At 55.5% G+C, this 24,235-nt stretch carries 23 protein-coding genes; 12 read left to right on the plus strand and 11 right to left on the minus strand.

Annotated elements, in window-relative coordinates; genetic code table 11:
• The first annotated feature begins 5 nt into the window (after positions 1 to 5).
• From AC2FH0_RS06145 to AC2FH0_RS06165, 5 genes are read left to right on the plus strand one after another with little or no spacing between them, the layout of a single operon-like run.
• Positions 6 to 1,100, plus strand: a complete 1,095-nt coding sequence (locus tag AC2FH0_RS06145) for a M24 family metallopeptidase (RefSeq protein ID WP_496691599.1) — start codon at positions 6 to 8, stop codon at positions 1,098 to 1,100.
• A complete protein-coding gene (locus AC2FH0_RS06150) occupies positions 1,100 to 2,107 on the plus strand; it encodes an ABC transporter permease subunit (RefSeq protein WP_142636316.1) in 1,008 nt (335 codons plus the stop codon). Before AC2FH0_RS06145 ends, AC2FH0_RS06150 begins: the two co-directional genes overlap by 1 nt.
• Positions 2,107 to 3,009 carry an ABC transporter permease subunit gene (locus tag AC2FH0_RS06155; RefSeq protein WP_185956667.1) on the plus strand — a complete coding sequence of 301 codons (903 nt, stop codon included), beginning with the start codon at positions 2,107 to 2,109 and terminating at the stop codon, positions 3,007 to 3,009. The genes AC2FH0_RS06150 and AC2FH0_RS06155 overlap by 1 nt, the downstream gene beginning before the upstream one ends.
• Before the next feature lie 4 nt (positions 3,010 to 3,013).
• Positions 3,014 to 3,991, plus strand: coding sequence for an ABC transporter ATP-binding protein (locus AC2FH0_RS06160; protein ID WP_142636312.1), 978 nt, complete (start codon positions 3,014 to 3,016; stop codon positions 3,989 to 3,991).
• The gene (locus AC2FH0_RS06165; RefSeq protein ID WP_496691600.1) at positions 3,988 to 4,944 is read left to right on the plus strand and encodes an ABC transporter ATP-binding protein; all 957 of its coding nucleotides are present in this window, start codon (positions 3,988 to 3,990) and stop codon (positions 4,942 to 4,944) included. Before AC2FH0_RS06160 ends, AC2FH0_RS06165 begins: the two co-directional genes overlap by 4 nt.
• Before the next feature lies 1 nt (position 4,945).
• Here AC2FH0_RS06165 and AC2FH0_RS06170 read toward each other — a convergent pair whose 3' ends face one another.
• Positions 4,946 to 5,623: a GntR family transcriptional regulator gene (locus AC2FH0_RS06170; protein ID WP_496691601.1), complete on the minus strand. Its 678-nt coding sequence runs from the start codon at positions 5,621 to 5,623 to the stop codon at positions 4,946 to 4,948.
• Positions 5,624 to 5,780: 157 nt separating this feature from the next.
• Between AC2FH0_RS06170 and AC2FH0_RS06175 the strand changes: the two genes are divergently transcribed.
• A complete protein-coding gene (locus tag AC2FH0_RS06175) occupies positions 5,781 to 6,818 on the plus strand; it encodes a GlxA family transcriptional regulator (protein ID WP_246097212.1) in 1,038 nt (345 codons plus the stop codon).
• 32 nt (positions 6,819 to 6,850) lie between these two features.
• Here the strand turns inward: AC2FH0_RS06175 and AC2FH0_RS06180 are convergent, their stop codons facing one another.
• The 6 genes from AC2FH0_RS06180 to AC2FH0_RS06205 form a co-directional block, all read right to left on the minus strand.
• On the minus strand, positions 6,851 to 7,693 hold the full coding sequence (locus AC2FH0_RS06180; protein WP_496693755.1) for a fumarylacetoacetate hydrolase family protein: 843 nt from the start codon (positions 7,691 to 7,693) through the stop codon (positions 6,851 to 6,853).
• A 19-nt stretch (positions 7,694 to 7,712) separates the two neighbouring features.
• Complete coding sequence (locus AC2FH0_RS06185; RefSeq protein WP_496701870.1) at positions 7,713 to 8,471, minus strand: SDR family oxidoreductase; 759 nt, start codon at positions 8,469 to 8,471, stop codon at positions 7,713 to 7,715.
• Between the two features lie 84 nt (positions 8,472 to 8,555).
• Complete coding sequence (locus AC2FH0_RS06190) at positions 8,556 to 9,386, minus strand: amidohydrolase family protein (protein WP_496788845.1); 831 nt, start codon at positions 9,384 to 9,386, stop codon at positions 8,556 to 8,558.
• On the minus strand, positions 9,383 to 9,811 hold the full coding sequence (locus AC2FH0_RS06195; protein WP_496697009.1) for an RbsD/FucU family protein: 429 nt from the start codon (positions 9,809 to 9,811) through the stop codon (positions 9,383 to 9,385). Before AC2FH0_RS06195 ends, AC2FH0_RS06190 begins: the two co-directional genes overlap by 4 nt.
• A complete protein-coding gene (locus AC2FH0_RS06200) occupies positions 9,801 to 10,853 on the minus strand; it encodes an aldo/keto reductase (protein WP_496788847.1) in 1,053 nt (350 codons plus the stop codon). Before AC2FH0_RS06200 ends, AC2FH0_RS06195 begins: the two co-directional genes overlap by 11 nt.
• A complete protein-coding gene (locus AC2FH0_RS06205; protein WP_281995093.1) occupies positions 10,850 to 11,587 on the minus strand; it encodes a GntR family transcriptional regulator in 738 nt (245 codons plus the stop codon). The genes AC2FH0_RS06200 and AC2FH0_RS06205 overlap by 4 nt, the downstream gene beginning before the upstream one ends.
• A gap of 83 nt (positions 11,588 to 11,670) precedes the next feature.
• Here AC2FH0_RS06205 and AC2FH0_RS06210 point away from each other — a divergent pair, with 83 nt between their 5' ends.
• The 6 genes from AC2FH0_RS06210 (at position 11,671) to AC2FH0_RS06235 (ending at position 19,444) form a co-directional block, all read left to right on the plus strand.
• On the plus strand, positions 11,671 to 13,224 hold the full coding sequence (locus AC2FH0_RS06210) for a UxaA family hydrolase (protein ID WP_496789046.1): 1,554 nt from the start codon (positions 11,671 to 11,673) through the stop codon (positions 13,222 to 13,224).
• Between the two features lie 40 nt (positions 13,225 to 13,264).
• Positions 13,265 to 14,791, plus strand: a complete 1,527-nt coding sequence (locus tag AC2FH0_RS06215; RefSeq protein ID WP_496788848.1) for a sugar ABC transporter ATP-binding protein — start codon at positions 13,265 to 13,267, stop codon at positions 14,789 to 14,791.
• A complete protein-coding gene (locus tag AC2FH0_RS06220) occupies positions 14,788 to 15,795 on the plus strand; it encodes an ABC transporter permease (RefSeq protein WP_281995092.1) in 1,008 nt (335 codons plus the stop codon). Before AC2FH0_RS06215 ends, AC2FH0_RS06220 begins: the two co-directional genes overlap by 4 nt.
• A gap of 48 nt (positions 15,796 to 15,843) precedes the next feature.
• On the plus strand, positions 15,844 to 16,788 hold the full coding sequence (locus AC2FH0_RS06225) for an ABC transporter substrate-binding protein (protein WP_496788850.1): 945 nt from the start codon (positions 15,844 to 15,846) through the stop codon (positions 16,786 to 16,788).
• 153 nt (positions 16,789 to 16,941) lie between these two features.
• Positions 16,942 to 17,589, plus strand: a complete 648-nt coding sequence (locus tag AC2FH0_RS06230) for a GNAT family N-acetyltransferase (RefSeq protein WP_246097210.1) — start codon at positions 16,942 to 16,944, stop codon at positions 17,587 to 17,589.
• 85 nt (positions 17,590 to 17,674) lie between these two features.
• Positions 17,675 to 19,444: an adenylate/guanylate cyclase domain-containing protein gene (locus tag AC2FH0_RS06235; protein ID WP_281286267.1), complete on the plus strand. Its 1,770-nt coding sequence runs from the start codon at positions 17,675 to 17,677 to the stop codon at positions 19,442 to 19,444.
• 52 nt (positions 19,445 to 19,496) lie between these two features.
• On the opposite strand, the gene AC2FH0_RS06240 is transcribed toward AC2FH0_RS06235, so the two are convergent.
• The 4 genes from AC2FH0_RS06240 to AC2FH0_RS06255 form a co-directional block, all read right to left on the minus strand.
• The gene (locus tag AC2FH0_RS06240) at positions 19,497 to 20,102 is read right to left on the minus strand and encodes a hypothetical protein (RefSeq protein WP_496691609.1); all 606 of its coding nucleotides are present in this window, start codon (positions 20,100 to 20,102) and stop codon (positions 19,497 to 19,499) included.
• Between the two features lie 113 nt (positions 20,103 to 20,215).
• Positions 20,216 to 21,511, minus strand: a complete 1,296-nt coding sequence (locus tag AC2FH0_RS06245; RefSeq protein ID WP_496691610.1) for a gluzincin family metallopeptidase — start codon at positions 21,509 to 21,511, stop codon at positions 20,216 to 20,218.
• Between the two features lie 43 nt (positions 21,512 to 21,554).
• A complete protein-coding gene (locus tag AC2FH0_RS06250; RefSeq protein ID WP_496788852.1) occupies positions 21,555 to 22,877 on the minus strand; it encodes a TfuA-like protein in 1,323 nt (440 codons plus the stop codon).
• On the minus strand, positions 22,874 to 24,079 hold the full coding sequence (locus tag AC2FH0_RS06255) for a YcaO-like family protein (RefSeq protein WP_496709009.1): 1,206 nt from the start codon (positions 24,077 to 24,079) through the stop codon (positions 22,874 to 22,876). Before AC2FH0_RS06255 ends, AC2FH0_RS06250 begins: the two co-directional genes overlap by 4 nt.
• Positions 24,080 to 24,235: the final 156 nt, after the last annotated feature.

The following is a 24,235-nucleotide window of genomic DNA, read 5'->3' on the forward strand; positions in this document are numbered from 1 at the left end:
CCCTGATGCCGAATTTGTCCGAGTACCGTCAACTGGCAAAGGACATGTCAGTTGATGCCGTGGCCCTTGTGCCCGGCCCGAATTTCACCCGCGCATTGGGAAAACCTTTCATGAGCCACGAACGGCCCTTTGTGGTCGTGGTCCCCGGCGAAGGTTCTCCTGCGGCCATCGTTCCCAACCTTGAGCTCGGCAGTTGGGACCTGGTTGGATTTGAAGGCGCCGTTTTCGACTGGTTCGACCAGACCGGGTATGATGACGCCTTTGCAGCCCTCGCCAAGCATATGCCGCTGACATCGCTGGCTGTGGAAGGGCAGGTGATGCGAGTCTTTGTGTCGAAGGCGTTTACCAACGCGTTACCGGACCTGCAGATTGTCGATGCCGAGCGTGAAATTTCTGGCTTGCGCATTATCAAGACAGAAGACGATATCGCAGCGCTTCAAGCCGCGATCGACATCTCTGAACGCGCGTTAGAGCGCGTGATTGCGGATGTGCGCGTCGGTCAGACCGAATTGCAGATTGAACAGGCCTTGATTCAGGCACTGTTTGCGGAAGGCGCCGCCTCGCTGGCATTTTCGCCGATTGTTGCCGCCGGGGACAACTCGGCGCGGCCCCATGGCAAGGCGCGGGCGGATTACCAGATCAAACCGGGCGATGCGCTTTTGTTTGATTTCGGAGCCCGCAAACATGGGTTTGCCGCCGACATCACCCGGACATTCTTTGTCGAAGAGGTCTCGGACGAGGGCAGGGCGGTCTATGACACCGTTCTGCGCGCCAATCTGGCAGGATTCAAAGCCTGCCGTCCCGGTGTCACGGCGCATGATATCGACGATGCCGTGATCGGCGTGCTCGAAGCGTCACCCTATGCCGATCGGATCCGCACCAAAACGGGCCACGGTCTGGGCCGCGACGTTCACGAAGCGCCGTATATCATGCGTGGAAACGACCAGGAAATCCTGCCGGGCATGGTTTGGACAAACGAGCCGGGCCTTTACGCGCTGGACAATTTCGGCGTGCGCATAGAAGATGACGTGCTTGTTACAGGGGATGGCTGTCGGTCGCTGACCCACTTTCCCAAAGATCTCACAATCATAGGTCGCTGATGTTTGGCTACTTTCTTTCTCGTCTCGGTATGTTCATTCCGACATTTCTGGGTGTAACGCTTATCTCCTTCATGTTCATTCGGGTTTTGCCCGGTGATCCGATCATCGTCATGGCCGGTGAACGCGGAATGTCCGAGGAACGCTATCAGGAAATGGTGGTCAAACTGGGCTTCGACAAGCCGGTCCTCCAACAATATTGGGACTATCTGACCGGCGTTATGCAGGGCGATCTGGGCGAAAGCTTTGTCACCAAGAAACCGGTTTGGGACGAGTTCTTTGCCCTGTTCCCAGCGACGCTGGAGTTGTCAATCTGCGCGATGATCTTCGCGGTGGCCCTTGGGTTGCCCGCCGGTGTCATTGCCGCAGTCAACCGGGGCAAATTCTTTGACCGGGCGCTGATGTCTTCGGCGCTGGTTGGGTATTCAATGCCGATCTTCTGGTGGGCGCTGCTGCTGATCATCGTGTTCTCGGGCAATCTGGGCTGGACGCCTGTTTCGGGCCGGATCGACCTTCTGTATTACTTCCCCAGCGTGACCGGCTTTATGCTGATCGACAGTCTTTTGTCGGGGCAACCCGGGGCATTCACGTCGGCTGTTCGGCATTTGATTCTGCCAACGATAGTTCTGGGGACGATCCCGCTGGCTGTCATTGCGCGTCAGACGCGCTCGGCGATGCTTGAGGTTCTGGGCGAGGACTACATTCGTACCGCGCGGGCAAAAGGCCTGTCACCCACTCGGATCAACGGGCTGCATGCTCTGCGTAATGCGTTGATCCCCGTGATTACGGTGATCGGCCTGTCGGTTGGAACTTTGCTGGCTGGTGCAATTCTGACCGAGACGATCTTTAGCTGGCCGGGTATCGGCAAGTGGATGGTCGACAGCATCTTCCGGCGCGATTACCCGGTGGTGCAGGGCGGTCTTCTGATGATCGCCGTGATCGTGATGCTGGTGAATCTACTGGTCGATGTCCTTTATGGCATCATCAATCCAAAAATCCGGAGGCGGTGATGGCTGAACTATCTGCAAACGCACCCAAAACCGAAGACCGCCCAAGCGCCTTGCGCGAATTCTGGTTTTATTTCAGTGAAAACCGCGGCGCGGTGATTGGCCTGTGGGTATTCGCGGCCTTTGTCTTTTGCGCTGCCTTCGCACCTTTGCTGGCCCCCTACGATCCAACCGAACAGTTCCGCGAGCATATCCTGCAACCTCCGGCATGGCAGGAAGGCGGCAGTTGGGCCTTCCCGCTGGGAACTGATCCGCTGGGCCGGGATATGCTGTCGCGGCTGATTATGGGATCTCGCTATTCCTTCTTTGTCGGGATCGTCGTGGTTTGTGTGGCCGTGTCAGGCGGTGTGGTTCTTGGCCTGCTTTCCGGGTTTGCACCCAAATGGGTCGATACGATGATCATGCGCGTGATGGATATTATCTTGTCCTTTCCGTCGCTGCTGCTGGCACTGGTTCTGGTCGCCATTCTGGGCCCGTCTCTGACCAATGCAATGATCGCCATCGCCATTGTGTTTCAACCACATTACGTGCGCCTCACCCGCGCCTCGGTTCTGGCCGAACGGCAAAAGGATTATGTGACCTCGGCTCGTGTGGCCGGTGCAAGCAAGGCACGCCTGATGTTCAAAACCGTGCTGCCGAACTGTCTGGCGCCGATCATTGTCCAGGCGGCGCTGTCCTTCTCGACCGCGATTCTGGATGCTGCGGCACTTGGCTTTCTGGGCATGGGGGCGCAGCCGCCAACGCCCGAATGGGGCACGATGCTGGCCGAAGCGCGCGAATTCATTCTGCGCGCCTGGTGGGTGGTAACTTTCCCGGGCCTGGCCATTCTGGTCACGGTGCTGGCAATCAACCTGATGGGCGACGGTCTGCGCGACGCGCTGGACCCCAAGCTGAAACGGAGCTGACGACATGAGCCTGTTGGAAATCCGAAATCTTTCGGTCGAGTTTGCTACTGCGTCGGGTGAGTTCCGCGCTGTGGATGGCGTTGATCTGTCTGTCAACAAGGGCGAGTTGATGGCCATTGTCGGGGAAAGCGGCTCGGGGAAATCCGTGTCAATGCTGGCGCTGATGGGGTTGCTGCCATGGACGGCGACGATCACGGCAGATGAAATGAGCTTTGAGGGTCGCGACCTGACCAAAATCTCGGCACGGGATCGGCGCAAGATCATCGGCAAAGATATTGCCATGATCTTTCAAGAGCCGATGTCTTCGCTAAACCCCTGTTTCACGGTCGGTTTCCAGATCAAAGAAGCACTGCGTATCCATCTTGGGCTCAACCGCAAAGACCGTCATCAGCGCGCGATTGAGCTGTTTGACCTGGTGGGTATCCCGGCACCCGAGAGCCGTCTGAATACGTTTCCTCACCAGATGTCGGGCGGCATGAATCAGCGGGTCATGATCGCGATGGCGATTGCCTGCACCCCGAAACTTCTGATCGCGGACGAACCCACTACCGCGCTTGATGTAACAATTCAGGCGCAGATTCTGGATCTGTTGGTCCGATTGCGCGATGAGCAGGGGATGGGCCTTGTTCTGATTACCCATGACATGGGTGTTGTGGCAGAAACCGCCGAGCGGGTTCAGGTCCAATATGCCGGTCAAAAGGTCGAGGAACAGCCGGTACGCGATCTGTTCCGCACACCGCGCCATCCTTATACCTCAGCTTTGCTGAACGCTTTGCCTGAACGGGCAACTTCGAAATTGCTGCCGACGATTCCAGGTGTTGTTCCTGGTCAATTTGACCGTCCCAAAGGTTGCTTGTTCAGCCCGCGATGCCAATTCGCCGATGACTTGTGCCGGAACACACCACCCGCTCCGCATGGAGCAGATTTCGGCAAGGCCCGCTGTCACCACGTCAAGGAAATCACCGCTGGAGAATTGGCATGACCGCCCCGATCGTTCAGGCAAACGCGTTGGCCCGGCACTATGAGGTCAAAGGGGGATTGCTGTCGAAATCGGCAACGGTCAAAGCCCTTTCCGGTGTGGATTTTGCCCTAGAGCCTGGTAAGACGCTGGCCATTGTAGGAGAGTCCGGGTGCGGTAAATCCACCCTCGCTCGCGTCGTAACGATGATTGAAGAGCCCACTTCGGGAACACTGACCATCGACGGCGTCGAAATCACCCCGTCAAAATGGGCTGAGATGCGCGAAAACGTGCAGATCGTGTTTCAAGATCCTTATGGTTCGCTTAATCCGCGACAACGGATCGGTCAGATCCTGCAGGAACCTCTGATCATCAACCGGCCCGATATGACCGCTGCGGAACGGGAAACTCGCGCACGCGAAATGATTGATCTTGTCGGTCTGCGCCCCGAGCATTATGATCGCTACCCCCACATGTTTTCGGGTGGCCAACGGCAGCGGATTGCGATTGCCCGAGCCCTGATGCTGAACCCCAAGGTTCTGGTTTTGGATGAGCCGGTATCGGCGCTGGATGTTTCGATCCAGTCTCAAATCCTGAACCTGCTGGTTGAACTGCAAGAGCGTCTGAACCTGGCCTACCTGTTCATCTCGCATGACCTGTCTGTGGTGAAGCATTTCGCTGATGACGTAATTGTCATGTATCTGGGACGCGCAGTCGAGAAAGCTCCGAAAGAACAGTTGTTCGCGGCGCCCCGGCATCCTTATTCCAAAGCGTTGTTGTCGACGACACCGCGTGCCGACCCCGAGGCGCGTAAGGAACGGATCAAGCTGGAAGGTGAGTTGCCCTCACCGATGAATATCCCCAAGGGATGTGCCTTTGCTCAGCGATGCTGGCTGGCAACTGACGAATGCCGTGCGGCACCACCCGATCTGCAAGGAACAACCCATCAGGCTGCATGCCTGCATCCGCTGGGTTAGGTTAGCTCTCGGAACTGCGCGTTGCGGTGACCATCGCAAGCAAATGGTCTTTTGTACGCCCAATATGTTGGGTCAACAGCGCGCAGGCTTCCTCAACTTGCCCATTCTCGGCCAGCGTCAGCAGTTGGCGATGGTCCTTTTTCGCGGGCTCGCGTTGTTCCATAACGCTCAGGTGCATACGGACATAGCGATCGGACTGTAGATTGATCCGTTGTAGTATATCATTGGTGATCCCACGGTCTGCTGCAGCGTAAAGCGCATTGTGGTATTCGTAGTTCAAACCACCCCACCGCCCGACATCATAGGCTTCGTAGGACGTTTCCATTTCGTCCAGAAACCTTTCGCATTCGGAAAAATTTGCCTCGGTCATCTGTGGAATTGCACGCCTGAACAGATCGACCTCCAACATTATCCGGAGGTCAAATATCTCACCGATTTCTGACAGCGAATGTCTTGTCACCGCAGCGCCGCGATTGTTGGTCAGCTGCACAAGACCCTCTGCATCAAGCCGTTTTAACGCTTCTCGTATGGGCATGCGTGACACGTCATAGTCTTCTGCCAGGGCTTCTTGACGGATGGCTTCACCTTCTGCCATCTCTCCGCTTAGAATCCGCTCGCGCAGGTCATTTGTGATGACATCGGGCAAACTTTGCCTGGGAATTGCGCGGGTTCTTGGCATTGTTACAGTCTCTGCTGGTGTAATTTTGTATCCAAAATACAAAATAGACACCGATTTTCCAAGAGCCTTGCATTCACTAATGAATATAAAGTGTTGATTGATTTCAAGCCGCCTCGGCTGCCACAATAAAAATGGTCACGTTCTATAAGGATTAAACATGAAAGAGGATCGTATGGATAATCCGCGCTTTTTGCCAAAAGGCGCAATTTCCGTGGACGTTTCCTATGACGGGCCGCCCAAGGCCTTCTATTTTCTGCTTTTACCCAACACGACGATGCTGGCTTTCAGTGCCGCGATTGAGCCTCTGCGCATATCAAATCAACTGTCCAGAAAGCAGCTGTTCGAATGGTACGTGCTCTCCACCGACGGAGAACCCGTGACCTGTTCCAACGGCATACGTGTTCAGGCGGATCACTCGGTTCATGACCTGGAGAAGGGAGCGTTTGTCTTTGTGTGTTCCGGAACGCAACCGATGAGGTCTTTCAACACAAATGTCCTGAACTGGATTCGGCGCCAAAAGGCGCATGGATGTGAGTTCGGTGGGATTTGTACCGGTGCATTTGCCTTAGCAAAGGCGGGCGTGATCGGAACCAGAAACTTTACCGTCCATTGGGAAAACCGGCCTGGCTTTTGTGAGAACTTCCCAACAATGGAGCCGACCCAGAACCTCTATGAAATTGACGGGAAACTTAGAACATGCGGGGGCGGGCACGCCAGCACTGACATGATGCTTGAAGTTATCGAGGAATTGTTTGGAAACGCCTTGGCAAACAATGTTTCGGAAATGTGCCTGCACAGAAGGCTGGGAGAAGGCGGCAGCAAACAGGTATCGCCGGTTTCGGCGCTTTTGGGCACGCGAAATGCCAAATTGATCGAAGCGGTGCAAATCATGCGCGAGAATATTGAAACGCAGCTTAGCCTCGAGGCAATAGCGGATCAGGCGTCCCTGTCCCGGCGGCATATGGAGCGGCTGTTCAGGCAGCACACTAACATGTCGCCGGGACGGTTCTACAACGAACTCAGGCTGGACCGTGCTTTTGCCCTGTTGAATGAAACAAACCTGAGCGTTTCTGAGATAGCCTTTGCATCCGGGTTTTCCAGTACGGATAGGCTTTCTGTGCATTTCCGGAACCGATTTAGAATTTCACCGCATAATTTCCGGCGATCCTGGTCCGAGGAAACCCACCCAGAATAACTGGATGAGCACCACTTGATAGGTCCCAGGGACTATCCCTGTATAACGTTCTGACGTTGAACCCCCAGACCTTCGATCCCCAGTTCCATCTTGTCTCCAGGTTTGAGGTAAACCTGCGGATTTTGCCCCAGACCCACACCGGGGGGTGTCCCGGTCGAGATCACGTCGCCGGGTTGCAGTGACATGAACTGCGACAGGTGCGAGATCACCGCTGTGACACTGAAATGCATCGTTCTGGTCGAGCCATCCTGATACCGATGCCCGTTCACCTCAAGATACATTGGCAGGTCTTGGGGATCAGGGATTTCGTCCCGTGTCACCAGCCAGGGACCGATTGGGCCGAACGTATCTGCGGATTTACCTTTGACCCACTGACCTGAACGGTGCAGCTGAAAATCCCGTTCTGACAGGTCATTGATCACACAATATCCTGCCACATGGGCCAGTGCTTCATCCTCCGAGATGTATTTTGCTTCTTTTCCGATGACGACGCCCAGTTCCACCTCCCAGTCGGTCTTGACTGACCCGCGGGGGATTTCAACCGTGTCATCGGGGCCTATGATGGCGGATGTCGCTTTGAAAAAGACCACCGGCTCAGCAGGTAGGTCCATGCCGCTTTCGGCCGCGTGATCGGCAAAGTTTAAACCGATGCAGATGAACTTGCCGACACGTCCAACACAGGCGCCTATACGGCTGTCGGCATCGACGGGTGGCAGCGTTTCAAGATCCAGCGCGCGCAGCCGTGCAAGGGTTTCATCGCTAAGCGCTTCCCCAGCAATATCGGCGACGATCCCCGACAGGTCCCGGATAGTGCCGTCTTTATCAACTATGCCCGGCTTTTCCGCGCCTGCTGGGCCGTATCGTAGCAATTTCATTTCACATTCCTCATTTGCTTCAGATCGTCCAGCCGCCATCAATGGCAAAGGGCTGTCCGGTTGTGTATTTGCTGGCATCGCTGGCCAGATAGAGCGCAAGTTCCGCGATCTCATCTGCGGTTCCGATGCGGCCCATGGGTTGCCGCGCAATAAAATCAGTCATTGCTTTCTCGTAATCCCCAGTTGCGCGCAACCGGTCGTGCAAGCTGGGGCTGTCGACAGTGCCGGGGCAGATCGCATTGCACCGGATGCCTTGTGTGACGAAATCGGCTGCGATCGATTTCGTCAGTCCGATTACGGCGGCTTTCGAGGCGCAGTATGCAAACCTGTTTGGAACGCCCTTCAACGAAGAGGCGACCGAAGACATGTTGATGATAGACCCGCCACCATGTTCCAGCATGGTTGGCAGGGCACATTGGATCAGCTGGTACATCGATTTGACGTTCAGCTCAAAACTGAAATCCCAGTCACGTTCATCACATTCCAGAATGGACCCGCCAGCCACATATCCTGCGCAGTTGAACAAAACATCCAACGGGGGCGTGTCCGCGACGAAGGCCTGCAATGCCGCCGCATCGGTTACGTCAAGTTTTACCGACGTAACGCCTTGGATATTCTGCAACTCTGCCAGAGAGGTATCATTGATGTCGCTGGCAAAAACCTGTGCACCTTCGGCGGCGAACAATTCGGCTGTTGCACGCCCTATGCCCTGTCCCGCAGCGGTGATCAGAGCAGTTTTTCCAGCCAGACGGCCAAGGTTTTCGGATGATGTCATCATCTATTTCACTCTCCTTCTAAAATCCAAGCTTAGGGGAACCACGACGGCAAAATCCCATCGGCATACAGCCTCGGAAAGATCAATCTAGTTCCTGAGGTCATAGGCCTGGGCAGCATTACCGCCCCGTATCGCCTGATGCTCGTGTGGTGACAGACCGGTTAACAGCGTATCGGTCGCCTCGAGCCATCGTTCATAACTGCTGTTTAATGTGCAAACCGGCCAGTCGCTGCCCCAGATCAGGCGATAGGGCCCGAATGTGTTCAGCAGGTGATCCACATAGGGCTTCAAATCTTCTACCGTCCAATTCGCCCCGGCCTCGGTCACCAACCCGGAAAGTTTGCACCAGGCATTTGTATTTCGGGCCAATGTCGACATGTCTTCTTGCCAGTCCTCCATGACTCCCTCCCGGATCAGGGGCTTGGCACCGTGATCAATTACCGTGCGCATATGTGGGTGCCGTTCCAGCAGCTGTTGAAGCGGCCCCAGATGTCGCGGCAGGGTCAGCGCATCAAAGGTAAGGTTTGCCTGTTGCAGAGAGTCAAAAGCCGGTGTCAGCCCATCCCTGAGCATCCATAATGGGTCGGGAATGTCCTGAACCATGGGGCGCAAACCGACAAAAACCGGGTGGGCAGCCAGTCGTGCGATTTGTTCCGGTGCGTCGGCGGCCTCAAAATCAACCCATCCGACAACGCCTTTTATGAACGGGGCCTGCTCGGCGAGTGACAGCAGATACTCGGTCTCAGCAGCTGTCGGCGCAGCCTGTACTAAGACCGTACCGTCAATTCCCGCTCCTTTCAGCAATGGGGCCAGATCCGCGGGCGCGAAATCCGCGTAAATCGGCCCCAGATCCGGTGTCAGCCAGCCATAGTCTTCGCGCGCCAATGTCCAAAAATGCTGATGGGCGTCGATCTTCATCCAAGAACACCCTTTTTCAGGATGATGTTGCCATACAGCCGACGTTCGCCGGTTTGCACGATCGAAAAAGCTGTGGCCGCCCGGTCGTAAAAGGCGAAACGTTCAAGGCCCTGTATCGTGGCCGGGTGGTCCGCTATTTCGCTGATAATGGTCTGAAAATCGGCGATGGCCTCAGGTATAGCATCCGGATCGCCAACAACCTGCATGGTCAGGGCCGGGTCAGGGACAAATGTGTCCAACGGCATGACAGACAAAATAGCTCTTAGGATTTCGCTGGCGCTTGACCCGTCGGCACGTATGCAGCCCGGCCCAGAGCTGGAGCCGGGGAAATTCGCATCCGCAATCACGATTTCATCACCATGCCCCATAGCGCGCAGGGTGTACAACAGGTCAGGCGACAGGATGGGATCAATATTACGCAGCATAGGCAGCCTCTCCGGGAAGGGGGGCGTCGGAACGGATCAATCCTTCCGAACACAGATCAGACCAAAGCGCAGCGGGGATTTGACGTTCGAGCAGGGCCGCATTGGCCTGCACCTCGGCAGCATTCACCGCGCCGGGGACAACGGTTTTGACGCAGGGATGGCCAAGGACAAATTGTAAGGCAGCAGCGATCAGTGGTGTATCATGGGCTGAGCAGACAGCCTCGATCTGGCGAACTCGGGCAAGGATGTCTTCGGGTGCATCAGCATAATTGTATTTCGCACCGGGAACAGCGCCGGTTGCCAGGATACCCGAGTTGTACGGCCCGCCAAGAATTATGCCCACGTCCCGCTTTTCGCAAAGGGGTAGAAAGCTGTCTAAAGCGTCTTGTTCCAAGAGGGTATAACGGCCTGCCAGAAGAAACCCGTCAAAGTCGCCCAAGCCCAATAATCTTTCGCAGACCTTCCATTCATTTACACCGGCTCCAATGGCGGCAATTTCACCGGCTTCACGAAGTTCGACCAGAGCTTTGTATCCGCCGCCATCGAACAGTTCCCGGATCTTGGCATCAGATGCCTCCTGACTGCCCTGACTGAACGCACAGACGTCATGCACAAGCAGGATATCGGCGCATGAGACACCCAACCGGTCGCGGCTGGCGTCGTAGGATCGCATGACCCCGTCATAGGTATAGTCGAAAACGATACGTTTCTGCGGCACATCAACAAAGGCTTCGGGTGTGACATGATGCGGTGCGCAATCCAGCAGCAGACGCCCGATCTTGGTCGAAAGTTGAATCTCTTCGCGTCCGAACCGGGCAATAGCCTGGCCAAATCGTTGCTCGGAGCGGCCCAACCCATATTGCGGTGCGGTGTCAAAAAATCGGATACCCAAATCAAAGGCTGCCTGCAGCGCAGCCTGCGCATCCTCGTCTGATACTTTGCGATAGAGATTCCCCAAAGGCGCGCCACCAAATCCCATCCGAGTCAGCGGAACGGGTCGCGCCGTGCGGCCATTTAGAAGCTCTGTTGCGGTAACTGTCATCCTGCCTCGCGTATTGGATGAGGGGAGTCCGTGAAAAGGTGGGACTGTTCCTGCTGCAAGCGTTGAATCCGAGGCATCAACTGCCCCAGATGACGTTGCATGGCGTCCTGTGCAGCTTTTTCATCTCTCTCAAGAACCGCGTTGAAAATGGCGCGGTGTTCGGCCAGCGTTTCCACCACCCGGCCCGGGGTAGGCAGCAGCAGCATTCGCGCTCTGGTCACTTGCAGTGAAACGGTTTGCGCGACGTCGCTTAACCTGTTGAATCCTGTGAATTTCATCAGCAGGCCGTGGAATTCTTCATCCGCCTCGTAAAAGCCGGGGACATCTTCATCTTCGATCAGCAGCTCTTGCAGACGCATGTTGCGGCCCAGTATCTTGCGCTGATCCTCGGTCAAATCGCGCGCGACTTTGGCGACCGTCGCAAGTTCAAGTGCTTCACGCAGGAACATACCCTCGCGAATTTCGGACATCGAGAAATAGGATACGCGCGTGCCGGATTGGGGCACTACATCCACCAGACCCTCGGAAGCAAGTCGGGCAATCGCCTCGGTCACGGGCGCACGCGAAACGCCAAGGCGTTCGCATATCGGCGCCTTCCTGAGGTTGTCGCCCGGCGCGAAGTCCAGCGACAGGATTGCATGCTTGATTGAGAGGTAAACGCGCTGAGACAAAGAGCCCTCAGACGTAGAAATATCGCGCAGGTGCAGAGCGTTTATGTCCTGTGGTTTATTCATATCTAGCGACCTAGCATACTAACATGTTAGTTGACAAGTGCGTGCCCGACGATTAGCAGTCGGGATCAGCAAACAGGAAAATGATGCAACCAGATCAGAAAATAAAGGCTTCTCAGCCCGCAGCGCGCGATACAGTCAGGTTGAACCCGGACGACAATATCGTCATTGCACTCCGAGATCTGAAGATCGGCACGCAGCCTTCCGGGCTGAATGTCCCGCTTCGGGATCAGGTTCTGCGTGGGCACAAGATTGCTATTACCCCAATTTCTGCCGGAAAAAACGTCATTCGCTATGGTCAGATCATTGGTCAGGCAAAGGCAGATATCGCAGCCGGAGATCACGTCCATGTCCACAATCTTGGTATGGGTGCCCATCAGCAGGACTATGCCCATGCGACCACAAATACCCCTTTGCCGCATATCGACGAAGAGCGGAGTTTTCTTGGGTATCACCGGTCCGATGGGAAGGTTGGCACGCGCAATTATATCGGAATTCTGACGACAGTGAATTGTTCGGGTTCAGTAGCCCGGTTCATCGCCGAAGCGGCCTCAAAAAGCGGGTTGCTTGATCCATATCCCAACGTGGACGGGGTGGTGCCCATCGTGCATGGCACGGGCTGCGGTATGTCGGCCAAGGATGACGGCTATGCTACGTTGATGCGCACCCTGGCCGGGTACGCCCAGCACCCGAACTTTGCCGGCATTCTGCTGATCGGGCTGGGATGTGAGGTCATGCAAGTGGCCAGTCTGGTTGATGGCCGCCCCATCCGCGAGGACGGTGCCTTGCGCTATATGACCATCCAAAACGAAGGCGGTACGCGCCGCACGATCGAGCGCGGGCTTGCCGAGCTGGAGGGGATCGCGCGGCTGGCCAATCAGGCCGTCCGCAAGCCGGCTCGGATCAGTGCGATTACGGTCGGGATGCAATGCGGTGGCTCGGATGGTTATTCCGGCATCACTGCCAATCCGGCGCTTGGATATGCCTCTGATTTGCTTGTGCGCCATGGCGGAACAACAATCCTATCGGAAACCTCTGAAATTTATGGCGCCGAGCATCTTTTGACCCGGCGCGCAGAAACGCCGGAAATCGGCGAAAAACTGATCGAACGTATTCATTGGTGGGAAGATTACACCAAGCGCAATGGCGGCGAGATGGACAACAATCCAAGCCCCGGAAACAAGCGCGGTGGACTGACGACCATTCTTGAAAAGTCTCTGGGTGCGGTGGCCAAGGGGGGCACGGCCCCGATGCGCGACGTCTACAGATTTGGCGAAATTATCGACAAAAAGGGCTTTGTCTTCATGGACAGCCCCGGGTTCGATCCTTGCTCAGTCACGGGTCAGGTAGCAGCGGGTGCCAATTTGATCGTGTTCACCACGGGCAGGGGGTCGGTCTCCGGATATCAACCCACGCCCTGCATCAAGCTGGCAACAAATTCGGAAATGTACGCCCGCATGTCCGAAGACATGGATCTGAATTGCGGCGACATCGTCACTGACGGGGTCAGTATCGAGGCCAAGGGCGAAGAGTTGTTCGAAATGTTGATCCGTGTCGCATCGGGCGAACAAACAAAAAGCGAAGAGCTTGGTTTTGGGGGCGTTGAATTTGTCCCCTGGCAAATCGGCGCTGTTATGTAGCCGCAGGTTCGTCTGGGGTAGGGGCAAAATGGGAGGAGAGATGGAAAAACTGGTCGAAATGAAGGGGATCGAAAAGTATTTCCCCGGTGTGCACGCGCTGAAATCCGTGCAGTTCGATCTGTTTTCGGGCGAAGTCCACGCGCTTATGGGGGAAAACGGGGCGGGTAAGAGTACGTTGATGAAAATCCTGTCCGGGATCTATCAGCGCGATGGCGGCGACTTGGCCATTCAAGGCAAATCAGCCAGTCCCACATCCCCGCGTGAGGCTCAGAACCTCGGGATCGGGATCATCCATCAGGAACTGAGTCTGATGAACGATCTGACCGTAGCGCAGAACATCTTTATCGGACGCGAGCCCCGGAAACGTTTTGGTCGCCTGGACGAGGCTGCGCTGAACGCTCAAACCGCCGAAATCTTCGGGGCGATGAACCTGAATCTCGATCCCAAAGCACTGGTCGGCGGGTTGACCATTGCCAAGCAGCAGATGGTCGAAATTGCCAAGGCGCTGTCCTATCGCTCCAAGGTTCTGGTCATGGACGAACCGACCGCGGCCCTGAACGACGCCGAGATTGCCGAGCTGTTCGTCATCATCCGCCGCCTGAGGGCCGAGGGGGTGGGGATTGTCTATATCAGCCACAAAATGGACGAGCTGAAACAAATCGCCGACCGTGTGACTGTCATGCGCGACGGTGAATATGTTGGCACTGTCGGTGCCAGTGACACGCCGATCAGCAAAATCATTGCGATGATGGTTGGGCGCGAAGTATCAGAGGATCCCTTGGATGTGCCCGACCTGAGTGATGCCGAGGTTGCGTTGGAAGTCGTAGGGCTGACACGAGTCAACGATCTGAAAGACGTCAGCTTCTCGGTCCGAAAGGGCGAAATCCTGGGGTTCGCCGGGCTGATGGGGGCAGGGCGGACCGAAGTTGCGCGGGCAATCTTTGGGGCTGACACTATCGATGGCGGTGAAATCCGGGTACATGGGCAGATCGTGCCCATCCGTTCCCCTGTGGATGCCGTGCGTGCCGGGATCGGGTACCTGTCCGAGGATCGCAAGCATTTCGGCCTCGCCACGGGAATGAACGTCCGCGACAATATCGCTCTGGCTTCGATGGATAGGTTTACCAGTGCCACCGGTGTTCTGAACGATAGCGAAATCAGCACTACGGCCAAAGGCTATATCGCCCAGCTTGGCATTCGCACACCCTCGGATGTGCAAGAGGTGCGCCTGTTGTCCGGCGGCAATCAGCAAAAGGTAGTCATCGCAAAATGGCTTTTGCGAGATTGCGACATCCTGATCTTTGACGAACCCACGCGCGGTATTGATGTCGGTGCAAAATCGGAAATCTACAAACTGCTCGAAGAACTGGCCGCGCAGGGAAAGACGATCATCGTGATCTCATCCGAATTGCCGGAAATCATGCGCCTCAGCCACCGCATCGCCGTCATGTGCGAAGGCCGGCTGACCGGAATTCTGCCCGGCGGAATCAACACCACTCAGGAAGACATCATGCATCTGGCCACCCAACGCACGGCGGCGATGCAGGTCACAGGGACAGCAATATGACCACAGCAACGGATATAGACAAGAAAAAGCCCCTGGCGGGCCTGTCGGAAAGCGGCGCGTATCAAAAGCTGCTGGCCTTTGCCAGTCTCATCGCCCTGTTGATCGGCTTTTCGATCGCATCGCCAAACTTCATGCAAACCTCGAACATGATTGCCATTCTGCAGGCAACTTCGGTCAACGGCGTACTGGCCGTTGCCGCAACTCTGGTGATCATCACGGGCGGAATCGACCTGTCGGTTGGCACTTTGATGACCTTCTGTGCCGTGATTGCGGGCGTGGCCCTGACTTATCTCGGCATGCCCCTGCTTTTGGGTGTTGCTGCAGCCATTGCAGCGGGTGCGTTTTGTGGTCTGTGTTCGGGAACATTTGTGGCCAAAATGAAAATCCCGCCCTTCATCGCGACGCTGGGCATGATGCTGATCCTCAAGGGTCTATCGCTGGTTATCTCGGGCACACGACCGATCTATTTCAATGACACGCCCGGTTTCGATCAGATTTCGCGCGGGTCTCTGATCGGAGAAATCGTTCCCTCGGTGCCTATCCCGAACGGCGTGCTGATCTTGTTTTTGGTCGCGATTGCAGCATCCTATATCCTCAGCCGCACTGTTTTGGGCCGCTATACGTTCGCTTTGGGATCAAACGAAGAGGCGGTCCGCTTGTCGGGTGTCAACACCGACGCCTGGAAGATGCGAATCTACGCGCTGGCCGGGGGAATTTGCGGCATCGGCGGCATCCTGATCGCCTCGCGCCTGAACTCGGCACAACCCGCTTTGGGGCTGGGATACGAACTTGAGGCCATCGCGGCTGTGGTCATTGGCGGAACCTCTCTGTCCGGCGGGCGCGGCACGATCCTGGGAACGCTCATCGGCGCGCTTATCATGGCTGTCCTGACCAATGGGCTGCGCGTTCTGTCTGTCGCGCAGGAATGGCAGACCGTTGTCACTGGCGCGATCATCATTCTGGCCGTCTATGCCGACATGGCGCGGCGCAAAAAGACCGGGTGAACAATCTTTAGGACCAAAGAAGATAACGACCAACTGGAGGAGAATATCATGTTAACACGTCGTTTCGTTCTGGGGGCGCTCAGCGCAGCCACCCTCGCAGCTCCGGCCTCGATGGCCATGGCGGAAGAAATCTATATTCCGCTGGTATCCAAAGGGTTCCAGCACCAATTCTGGCAGGCGGTAAAGCAGGGCGCCGAACAGGCGGCCGAAGAGTTTGACGTCACAATCACATTCGAAGGACCGGACAACGAAACGATGGTTGACCGTCAGATCGACATGCTGGCCGCAGCACTGGCAAACAATCCAAAAGCCATCGGCTTTGCCGCACTCGACAGTCAGGCCGCCATTCCGTTGCTGAAGCAGGCAAATGACAAGGGTATCCCGATCATCGCTTTTGACAGCGGTGTCGACAGTGATATTCCTGTTTCTACTGCCACAACTGATAACCTAGCTGCAGCGGGGCTTGCCGCTGACAAGATGGCCGAAAAGATTGGTGGAAAAGGCAAAGTTGCAGTGGTAGTCCACGACCAGACCAGCCGCACTGGCATTGACCGCCGCGATGGATTTGTGAACCGCATTGCGGAAAAATACCCTGATATCGAGGTTGTCACCGTTCAGTACGGGCAGGGCGACCATCTGAAATCAACCGAGGTGACAAAAGCGATCCTCACTGCAAACCCCGATCTGGATGGTATTTTTGGCACCAATGAAGGCTCTGCCATTGGTGTCGTGAACGGGGTTCAGGAATTGGGCACCGAAGGCCTTGTCATCATTGGCTATGACAGCGGCAAAGCCCAAAAAGACGCGATCAAAAGTGGTCTGATGACCGGGGCAATCACCCAGAACCCGGTTGGTATCGGCTATGAAACGGTCAAGGCGGCCGTCGCGGCGATGAAAGGCGAAGAAGTCCCGGCCTTAATCGACACAGGCTTTTACTATTACGATGCTTCCAATATTGACGATCCGAAGATCGCGGCAGTTCTTTACGACTAAGAGCCTGACAGCTTAATACGGACCGGTTCGCCCGATCGGCGGGCCGGTATTTTTGTTTTACTGGGTTGCAACAATCATCTTTTCTGTTTGTGGCGTTTTCATGCTATCCTCTACGGGTTATTTTTTTGATGTTTATTGAAGGTTGAAATTCCGGTGAAAAAAAAGCCCAGCAACAAGACCTATGTCCTGCGTCCTCTGGAAAAATCCGATCTTGAGACAATTCTGCCCTGGTTTCAAAATGTAGAGGATTTAGCCAAATTCGAACGCGTGTCCCGCATCCCTCTTAATCTTGCACAGACAGAGGAAAGCTGGAGCGACATGTTCACCGGCTCAGCCATCGGCCGCAGGTGTTGGTTCGTTGTTGAGAATTCGGCGGGAAAACTGGTCGGCATGAGCGGCCTCGAGGGGATATCGCCGATCAATCGCGATGCTGTCGTTGCGATGTTCGTCGATCATTCGGTGCGCCGCCATGGAGTTGGTATCAGGGCGACGGCTTTGGTCGCCGATTTCGCCTTCCGACAACTGGGGCTGAACCGGCTGACTTCGTATTATAGGGCGGATAATGTCAGCAGCAGAGACCTGGTTGCCAGACTGGGGTGCCAGATCGAGGGGTCGATGCGTCAGGCCTGGTTTGCAGATGGTCAATTTCACGATATGGTTGTGGTCGGGTTGCTGAGCAGCGATTGGTTCGAAAACCGAAATTCACTGGCGAAAGAATTGGGCGGTGAAACCATCGTTAAGCTTGGCAATAATGCCTCGGATTGCTGGTGTTGGCCCCCGCAAGAGACTGGGTCGGACTAAGAGACGTTATTACCAATCATTTCAAATCTTTTTTTGTTATACAAAAGTTAGGGTTCGTTCAGAACTCAGGAATCGAGTACCGCCAGTGAATACAGTTAACCCGAATTCATCAATCACTCAGAAGCTGGGTGCAGTCTTATTTGCAGATGTCGTCGGCTATTCTCGCCTGATGAGTGAGAACGAACTCGACACCTACAACGCTTTGAAGACACTTCTATCGCAGATCGAAGCCGCATGCGCCCGTTATCAGGGGCGTGTTGTCGAAGTGCGCGGTGACGGCATCCTGGCCCTGTTTGAAACAGCGACCAGCGCGGTCGAATTTGGTGTTGAGCTGCACCAAATTTCTGCCCAGCACAACGATTCAGGATCAGATCAACAGCAAATCAAGTTTCGCGTTGGCATCCATCTTGGAGAGATCCTGATAGATGAGCGTGGAATTCATGGCGACAACGTCAACATTGCAGCGCGATTGCAAGAAATTGCGGAACCCGAGCGGGTCTATGTCAGCTCTGCGGTGTATGATCAGGTTTGTAACCGGTTGCGGTATGGGTACGAATTTCTTGGTCCGCAGCATCTGAAGAACATTCTTTCGCCGGTTTCAACCTACTGTGTCCGCAGCGAGGTTGCCGGTGCTACTTTGGCGGGCACTATGCGTCCCGACGCTATTGTCGATCTGTTGGAACGCCCGGACACTCCGTCGGTCGCTGTGCTACCGTTCAGCATCAGCGGTGGGGATGAGTCTGACGGCTGGATTGCCGATGGTCTGACCGACGACATCATTCTGAACCTTTCCAAATTCAGAAACCTTTTCGTCATCGCCCGAAACTCATCATTCTTCTTCAGGGCGCAGTCCATGCCACCGAAGGAAGCCGCAAGAAAGCTGAATGTCCGGTATATCGCCCGTGGCAGTGTGCGTCGCTCTTCCAGTCGAATCCGCATTACTGCGGAACTGGTCGATGCAAACACTGAACGCACGATTTGGGGTGAGCGGTTTGATCGAAACATTGACGATATATTTGATATTCTGGACGAGGTGACTGAATGTATCGTCGCGGCCACGGCCGTAATGATCGAATCCCATGAGCGCCAAGTTATGGTTCAGGCCGTTCCTTCAGATCTAGAGGCATATGGCTCTGTCCTGCAGGGGCAGCAGCACATCTTCAAATACACGCGCAACGACAACCGCAAGGCACAGAATTTCTATCAATCTGCGCTGGAACGGGACGGCAACTATGCCCGTGCCGCCGCCGCCTTGTCCCGAACGTTGAATCTGGATTGGCGATACTCGTGGACCGAAGATCCAGGCAGTGCTTTCGAGCAGGCGCTGTCTTTGGCACAGCGGTCGATCGAATTGGACCCAACAGACGCACGGGGATTTGGCGAGCTGGGATTTGTCCATCTGTATCGCAAGGAACATAGTGCGGCGCTACAGTCTTACCAACGTGCTTTGGCTCTCAACCCCAATGATGCGGATATGCATTCGGATTTCGCCGATGCGCTTGCACATTCAGGGGAAAATGAGACTGCCATCACGCATCTGCAACAGGCCATGCGTCTGAACCCGTACTTTCCGGATCAGTATCTCTGGCACCTCGGCGGCGCCTATTACAATCTCAGGCGCTATGAAGATGTTATCGAAACCGTCAACAAGATGAACAATCCGACCGAGGGTCAACGGATGCTGGCCGCCAGCCATGCGCAGCTGGGCAACATGGATATGGCACGTATGATTGCTGAAAAGCACCGCGCCGCACACCCGAACTTTTCTTTGTCACGCTGGGCCAAGGTGCTGCCCGACCGTCTGGAAGACGACACGCAGCACTTTGTCGAAGGGCTGAAAAAAGCGGGATTTTAGAACGGAAAAAGGCGCGAGAACCCGCGCCTTCTTTGCTGACTTTGTCCGAAGATCAGTCGCCGCCGCGTACTTTGGCTCCGCTAACCTTGGCGCCACTGACCTTGGCTCCGCTGACTTTCGCGCCACTGACCTTGGCGCCACTTACCTTGGCACCGCTGACCTTTGCACCGCTGATAGCAGGGCTGTCAAAGCCAAAATAGAGGTCTAGAAGAACCTGTTCGAACTGGCCTGTCGTGACATCCATTCGCATGGTCTGATCGGACTTATCATAACTCCAGAACTTGATACCGTCAGCGACCTGATAGTCCGCCGCCGCAACACCGCCGATCGAAGGATCCGTGGGCGCGCGCGAGGCCTGGTTTGGTGGCTCGCCCTTCTTGGCGACGTCTTGACCATTGCCGTGAACCAGGAAAATCACCGGCTCGGGCAGGTCGTAGTAGGTGCCTTCATAGGCAAACCCGTAAATCTTGGCAAATTTTGCTTCGTCATTTCCTGAACTCGCGAGTTGCTCATCAAGATGTTTGTTGTTGCCTTTGCCTCTGCTTTTCTTTTTCGCAGGGTCGTAATCCAAATCGTCGATAACTCTGCCGTAAATCAACACTTCCGAAAAACTGAGCAAGGATTCCGCCATAAACTCATCTCCCAAATATGGGTTCATCACCCGAACCCCCTTCGATTAAATCCCGAGGATGACCGCATCGGTGTCTCCTCAAAAATCACCCCGCCTCTAAATGCCATAAATCTGCCGAAAAAAAAAGAATTTTGCTGTCATCAGTCTGGAACCTGCGTGCGGACGGAGTGTGCGTGACTGTCTTCATCGGGGTCCGGCAGCCGCGGACCGGCAGTTGCCACCCCGATATCACGCATCCGAAAGTTACCTTCGATGATCCGACGGAAGGCACCCCCGGTAATTTCCTGATCCACCGCCAGCATGGCCTTTTCGACACCGAAATAGCTGAGCATATCGGCGTCCAACATGCTCCAGGCGTCGGCCAGATAGGTGCCCAGGAAATCGCGCGCCTCCAGAAGTGCTACGCGGAATCCATCAGGGTTTTCGGCATATCGCTTGTCAAAAATACCCTGCATGACCGCGCTGTAATCGGGTGAATCCTCTAGCTGATCGGACAGATCTTCCTCGGCCTGTGTGATAAGGTCATGAACCAACAGGCGCTCATGATAGATGTCCACCAAAATGTCGAACATTGCACCTGTCAGTGGCTCGGAAAGTGCATGTTCACTGGACCATCCGGCAGCGAATTCCGATAGTGACCGGTTGTTTGCGGCCGTTCTAATCTGTGCATTTTCCGAAAGCTCGGCAAAGCGATTCAGCCGGTTGAAGCTGTAGAGATTGCCTTTGGTGTTTTCCAACAGCGCCTCTACCACCGAGCCAAAATGCAAAGAGGCCAGAAGCGCCACCATATCGGCGGCTGATTCATGGAACCCGTAATATTCACCCGAGACATCTCCGTCGGTGGGCATGCCCACGACGCTGTAAATGATTGAGTGGCCGATTTCATGTGCGACCACGTCGAAATTCAGGCTGTAGGGGCGATATTCGTCCCCGTGTTCGTGGGTGCCCCCGGTTTCAAGGAAACCCCAACCGATATGCGCATTGTCCAGGCTTGGCAGCAGCGACAGTTCCAGTCGGTCAAAATCGCGGGAGAAATGCCATGGGATTGGTCGGTCAAAATAGCCCTGCCAGACATCCATCGTGAAATGCGCCGAGCCAAACAGATGCGCTGCCTCAAAAGCCGGGTCCGACGGGCCAATATGGATAAAGTTACCGAACTCATCAGGCATTGCCGGGGGATGGATATATCCGTTCCAGGGCGGCAGATACATTCCCGGACCATCCGGTCCGGGCACGATGGCCCCATAGGGTGTAGTCTTTCCGACAGGGTTAACCGTGTACATGCGCGGACCCGATGGACCAGGGCCGATACTGCCCTGCGGGGCCGATATTTCGACTAGCTCAAGCTGGGGGTCCTCTTCCAGAAAAGGGGATTGCGGATACAGCAGAAATCGCGTTCCAGGCTCTTCTTCATCAAGGTGATCTGGTAAGTTCACAATACCCCCCTTTCAGGCCACGCCTCGGATCCGCCTTGGGCGGCTAGTCAACGGTACTATTTAATCCGGCATCCGCGTGACAAAACAAATACTCTGCTTCTATCAAATCAAAAAATGCTTCCCGCCCGGCCAATCCAAGTGAAACTGCATATGATTCAAGATCATCCGGCACTGGTTGGTCAAGCTGTGTTTCAAAATACCACATAACCATAGGTAGGCGCCCGCTTGCGGGACCGCCTCGGGCAGTCAATGATTCAGCTCCCCTTTGTGCCTTGCGATGGGCACGATCCCGCAATTCGGCATAGCTCCCGTCACGGCGCAACTCGCGCAAAAGCGATGACTCAAGGACCGAAGCCCGAGAGGTAATGTGGCCGTGCACCCGAGCAGCATCGGCCAGCATCGCCTCGTATTCCTCGACACTCAGATCATTCTCGTCCAGCCATGCCATCAAAGCGGCGCGGCGCGACAGGCCGGCTTTTTGCCGGTGCGCATCCATTTGTGCCATCAGGGCAGGGCGGTCGGGCTCTTCATCCCGCCGATCAGCCTCTTCCCGCGCCAGCAGAGTCAGCGCGGCCCGTTCACGCAGCCGCGTATACATGTCCGGGTTCAGCCTGACTTCGTCGATAACCGCCTGATCGGCCTTCTGATCGGCATCCACTCGGGCACGCAGCCCTTTCCACATCAGCGTTTCTTCGGTCGGTTGCTGCGTCGCCGGGAAGGGAAGTTCGTTTGCCAGATCTTCGGCCATACGCCCAAGCATCTCAATGGCATCACGTGCTTTTGCATCAACCTTGCCGTTTGGCAGCCAGTCCACAAAGCCCTGGATATCAGAAAGCCCGTTCAACGCGTCAATTATGTTGGGCCAACTGCGCTGACGATAGTTCATACCCTTGGCAATCTGCAGAACTTCAGCGGCACGTTCAGCGACCAACATGCCTAGATTTTGCGCCTCCTCAACCGTTGCTCGAACCGAGACCATGGGTTCGCTCAATGGCAAATAGCCCAATTCTGCCGGGCTGTGCAGGACCGCAACTTCGTCGTCATCCTGCAGGGTTCGGCTGTAGAAATCCTCAAAGATTCGACCCACGCCGATCATACCGAAATCAGCCAACTCTGCCGCGCGCAAAGCACCCATGCTGGCACTGCCATAAACGGGGATTCCCTGATCCATCGCCCAAAGAATCTCTTTATGCCAGACCGACGGGACGCCCTCAAAAAAGCCGTCTATTATCCCGATCGCACGCGGACGATCACGTGCCACGCGATATACGTCCCCCTGCCGGACCGGGGGCAAGATCACAGGGTCCAAGCATTGGGCCACAGCATCGGCTGTCAACGTCGGGCCCACAAAAATAACGACACTCATCCGTATGTTTCCATTACACGCTGCGCGCGTTCCCCGGCGATGTAATCGGGGTCGTCATGAGGCGCTTCAAGCCCCGGTATGACAGCTCGGACAACGGCGATCTCATATTCCGGGCGCGATAGATCGACCGTGATCACCTGCGAAATACCTACAGTTTCGAGGCGGGTAGTCAGCAAGTTCAAATCCTCTTGGAATGATCCGGTGGCATATGTCGGAGCATTCGAAAAATCCTGCGTCGCGTCCGAGCTATCAATCTGATTGCGAATATAGGCACATCTTTCGGTCTGCGCCTGGTCAGTAAACTCTTCTGGGTCCAGATCATCACGCGCGCCAGAGATATAGGTGAGGCGGGTTTGTGCCGCTTCGGTCAGGGCCCGCAACAAAGCAATGGCGCGATCTGGATGGCAGCCATCACCGATACCGATGTGGCCGTTCTGCCCGTCCGGCTCGCAGATCGTACAGCGGAAACAGGCGATTCCGATGTCCGAGGTGGTGTCCCAGATGCCCAGGGTCAGGCCCGCCGCTTCAATCATGCTTATTGCGTCCTTGCACCTGTCATCATCTATAGTGTCTGGGTGGATCCGTGCTGGCGCGGACTGAAATTGCCACAGTGTGGTGGCATCGCGTTCGATGAGTTCAAAGATCGCATGGCAACTGGCTTCAAACAGGTTGTTGCCGGATGCCAAACCGTTTGTCGTTCTAGGAAAAGCAACCTGCCCACCCATCGGCAAAGACGTATAATCGGTATCGACCATCTCCATTGGAACCCAACGGGCGCAAGCGGAATTCAAATCCCGACCCTCTACCCACAATCTGTTCGCATCAGGATCAAATCGGCCACCAGTCACCCGAGGTAGCTTATCAACATCCACCACCGGCGCATCGCGCGCTATATCGGTAAATCGTGCCAGACGTTGAGGCGCCGTTACCCGTTCCGCGTGCCAGCTTTCGATCGCTTCCATAACCCCCGACGCTTGCGCGGCCGGGACTGACAATCCTTTGCCGAGCGACACCGAAACCGATCGTGAATTCGGGCGCGCAACCATGACCGTGGGCAATCCGATACGATCCAGGCCGGTTAAGTTCGCTATTCGAGTAATTCCCATTTCACGCAAATAGGGCGTTACGATTTCCAATGTTTGGCTGGGGCTTCGCAGGCGATGAGTATCAAGCACATATTGCTTTTCCGATACGTCAGACATGATGCAACCTTGCCAAAAACAAAAGAAATTGGCCACCAGGCGAAAATACATGCCGGTGACCGGATCAGCTCAGGATGGGGGATGATTTCATATGGGTCAACTCTGCCGCCCATAATTGTCTCAACACGACAATCTACTTGCTGGACAATGATAAGC

The organism is Ruegeria sp. CDSC051 (genome assembly GCF_059610665.1).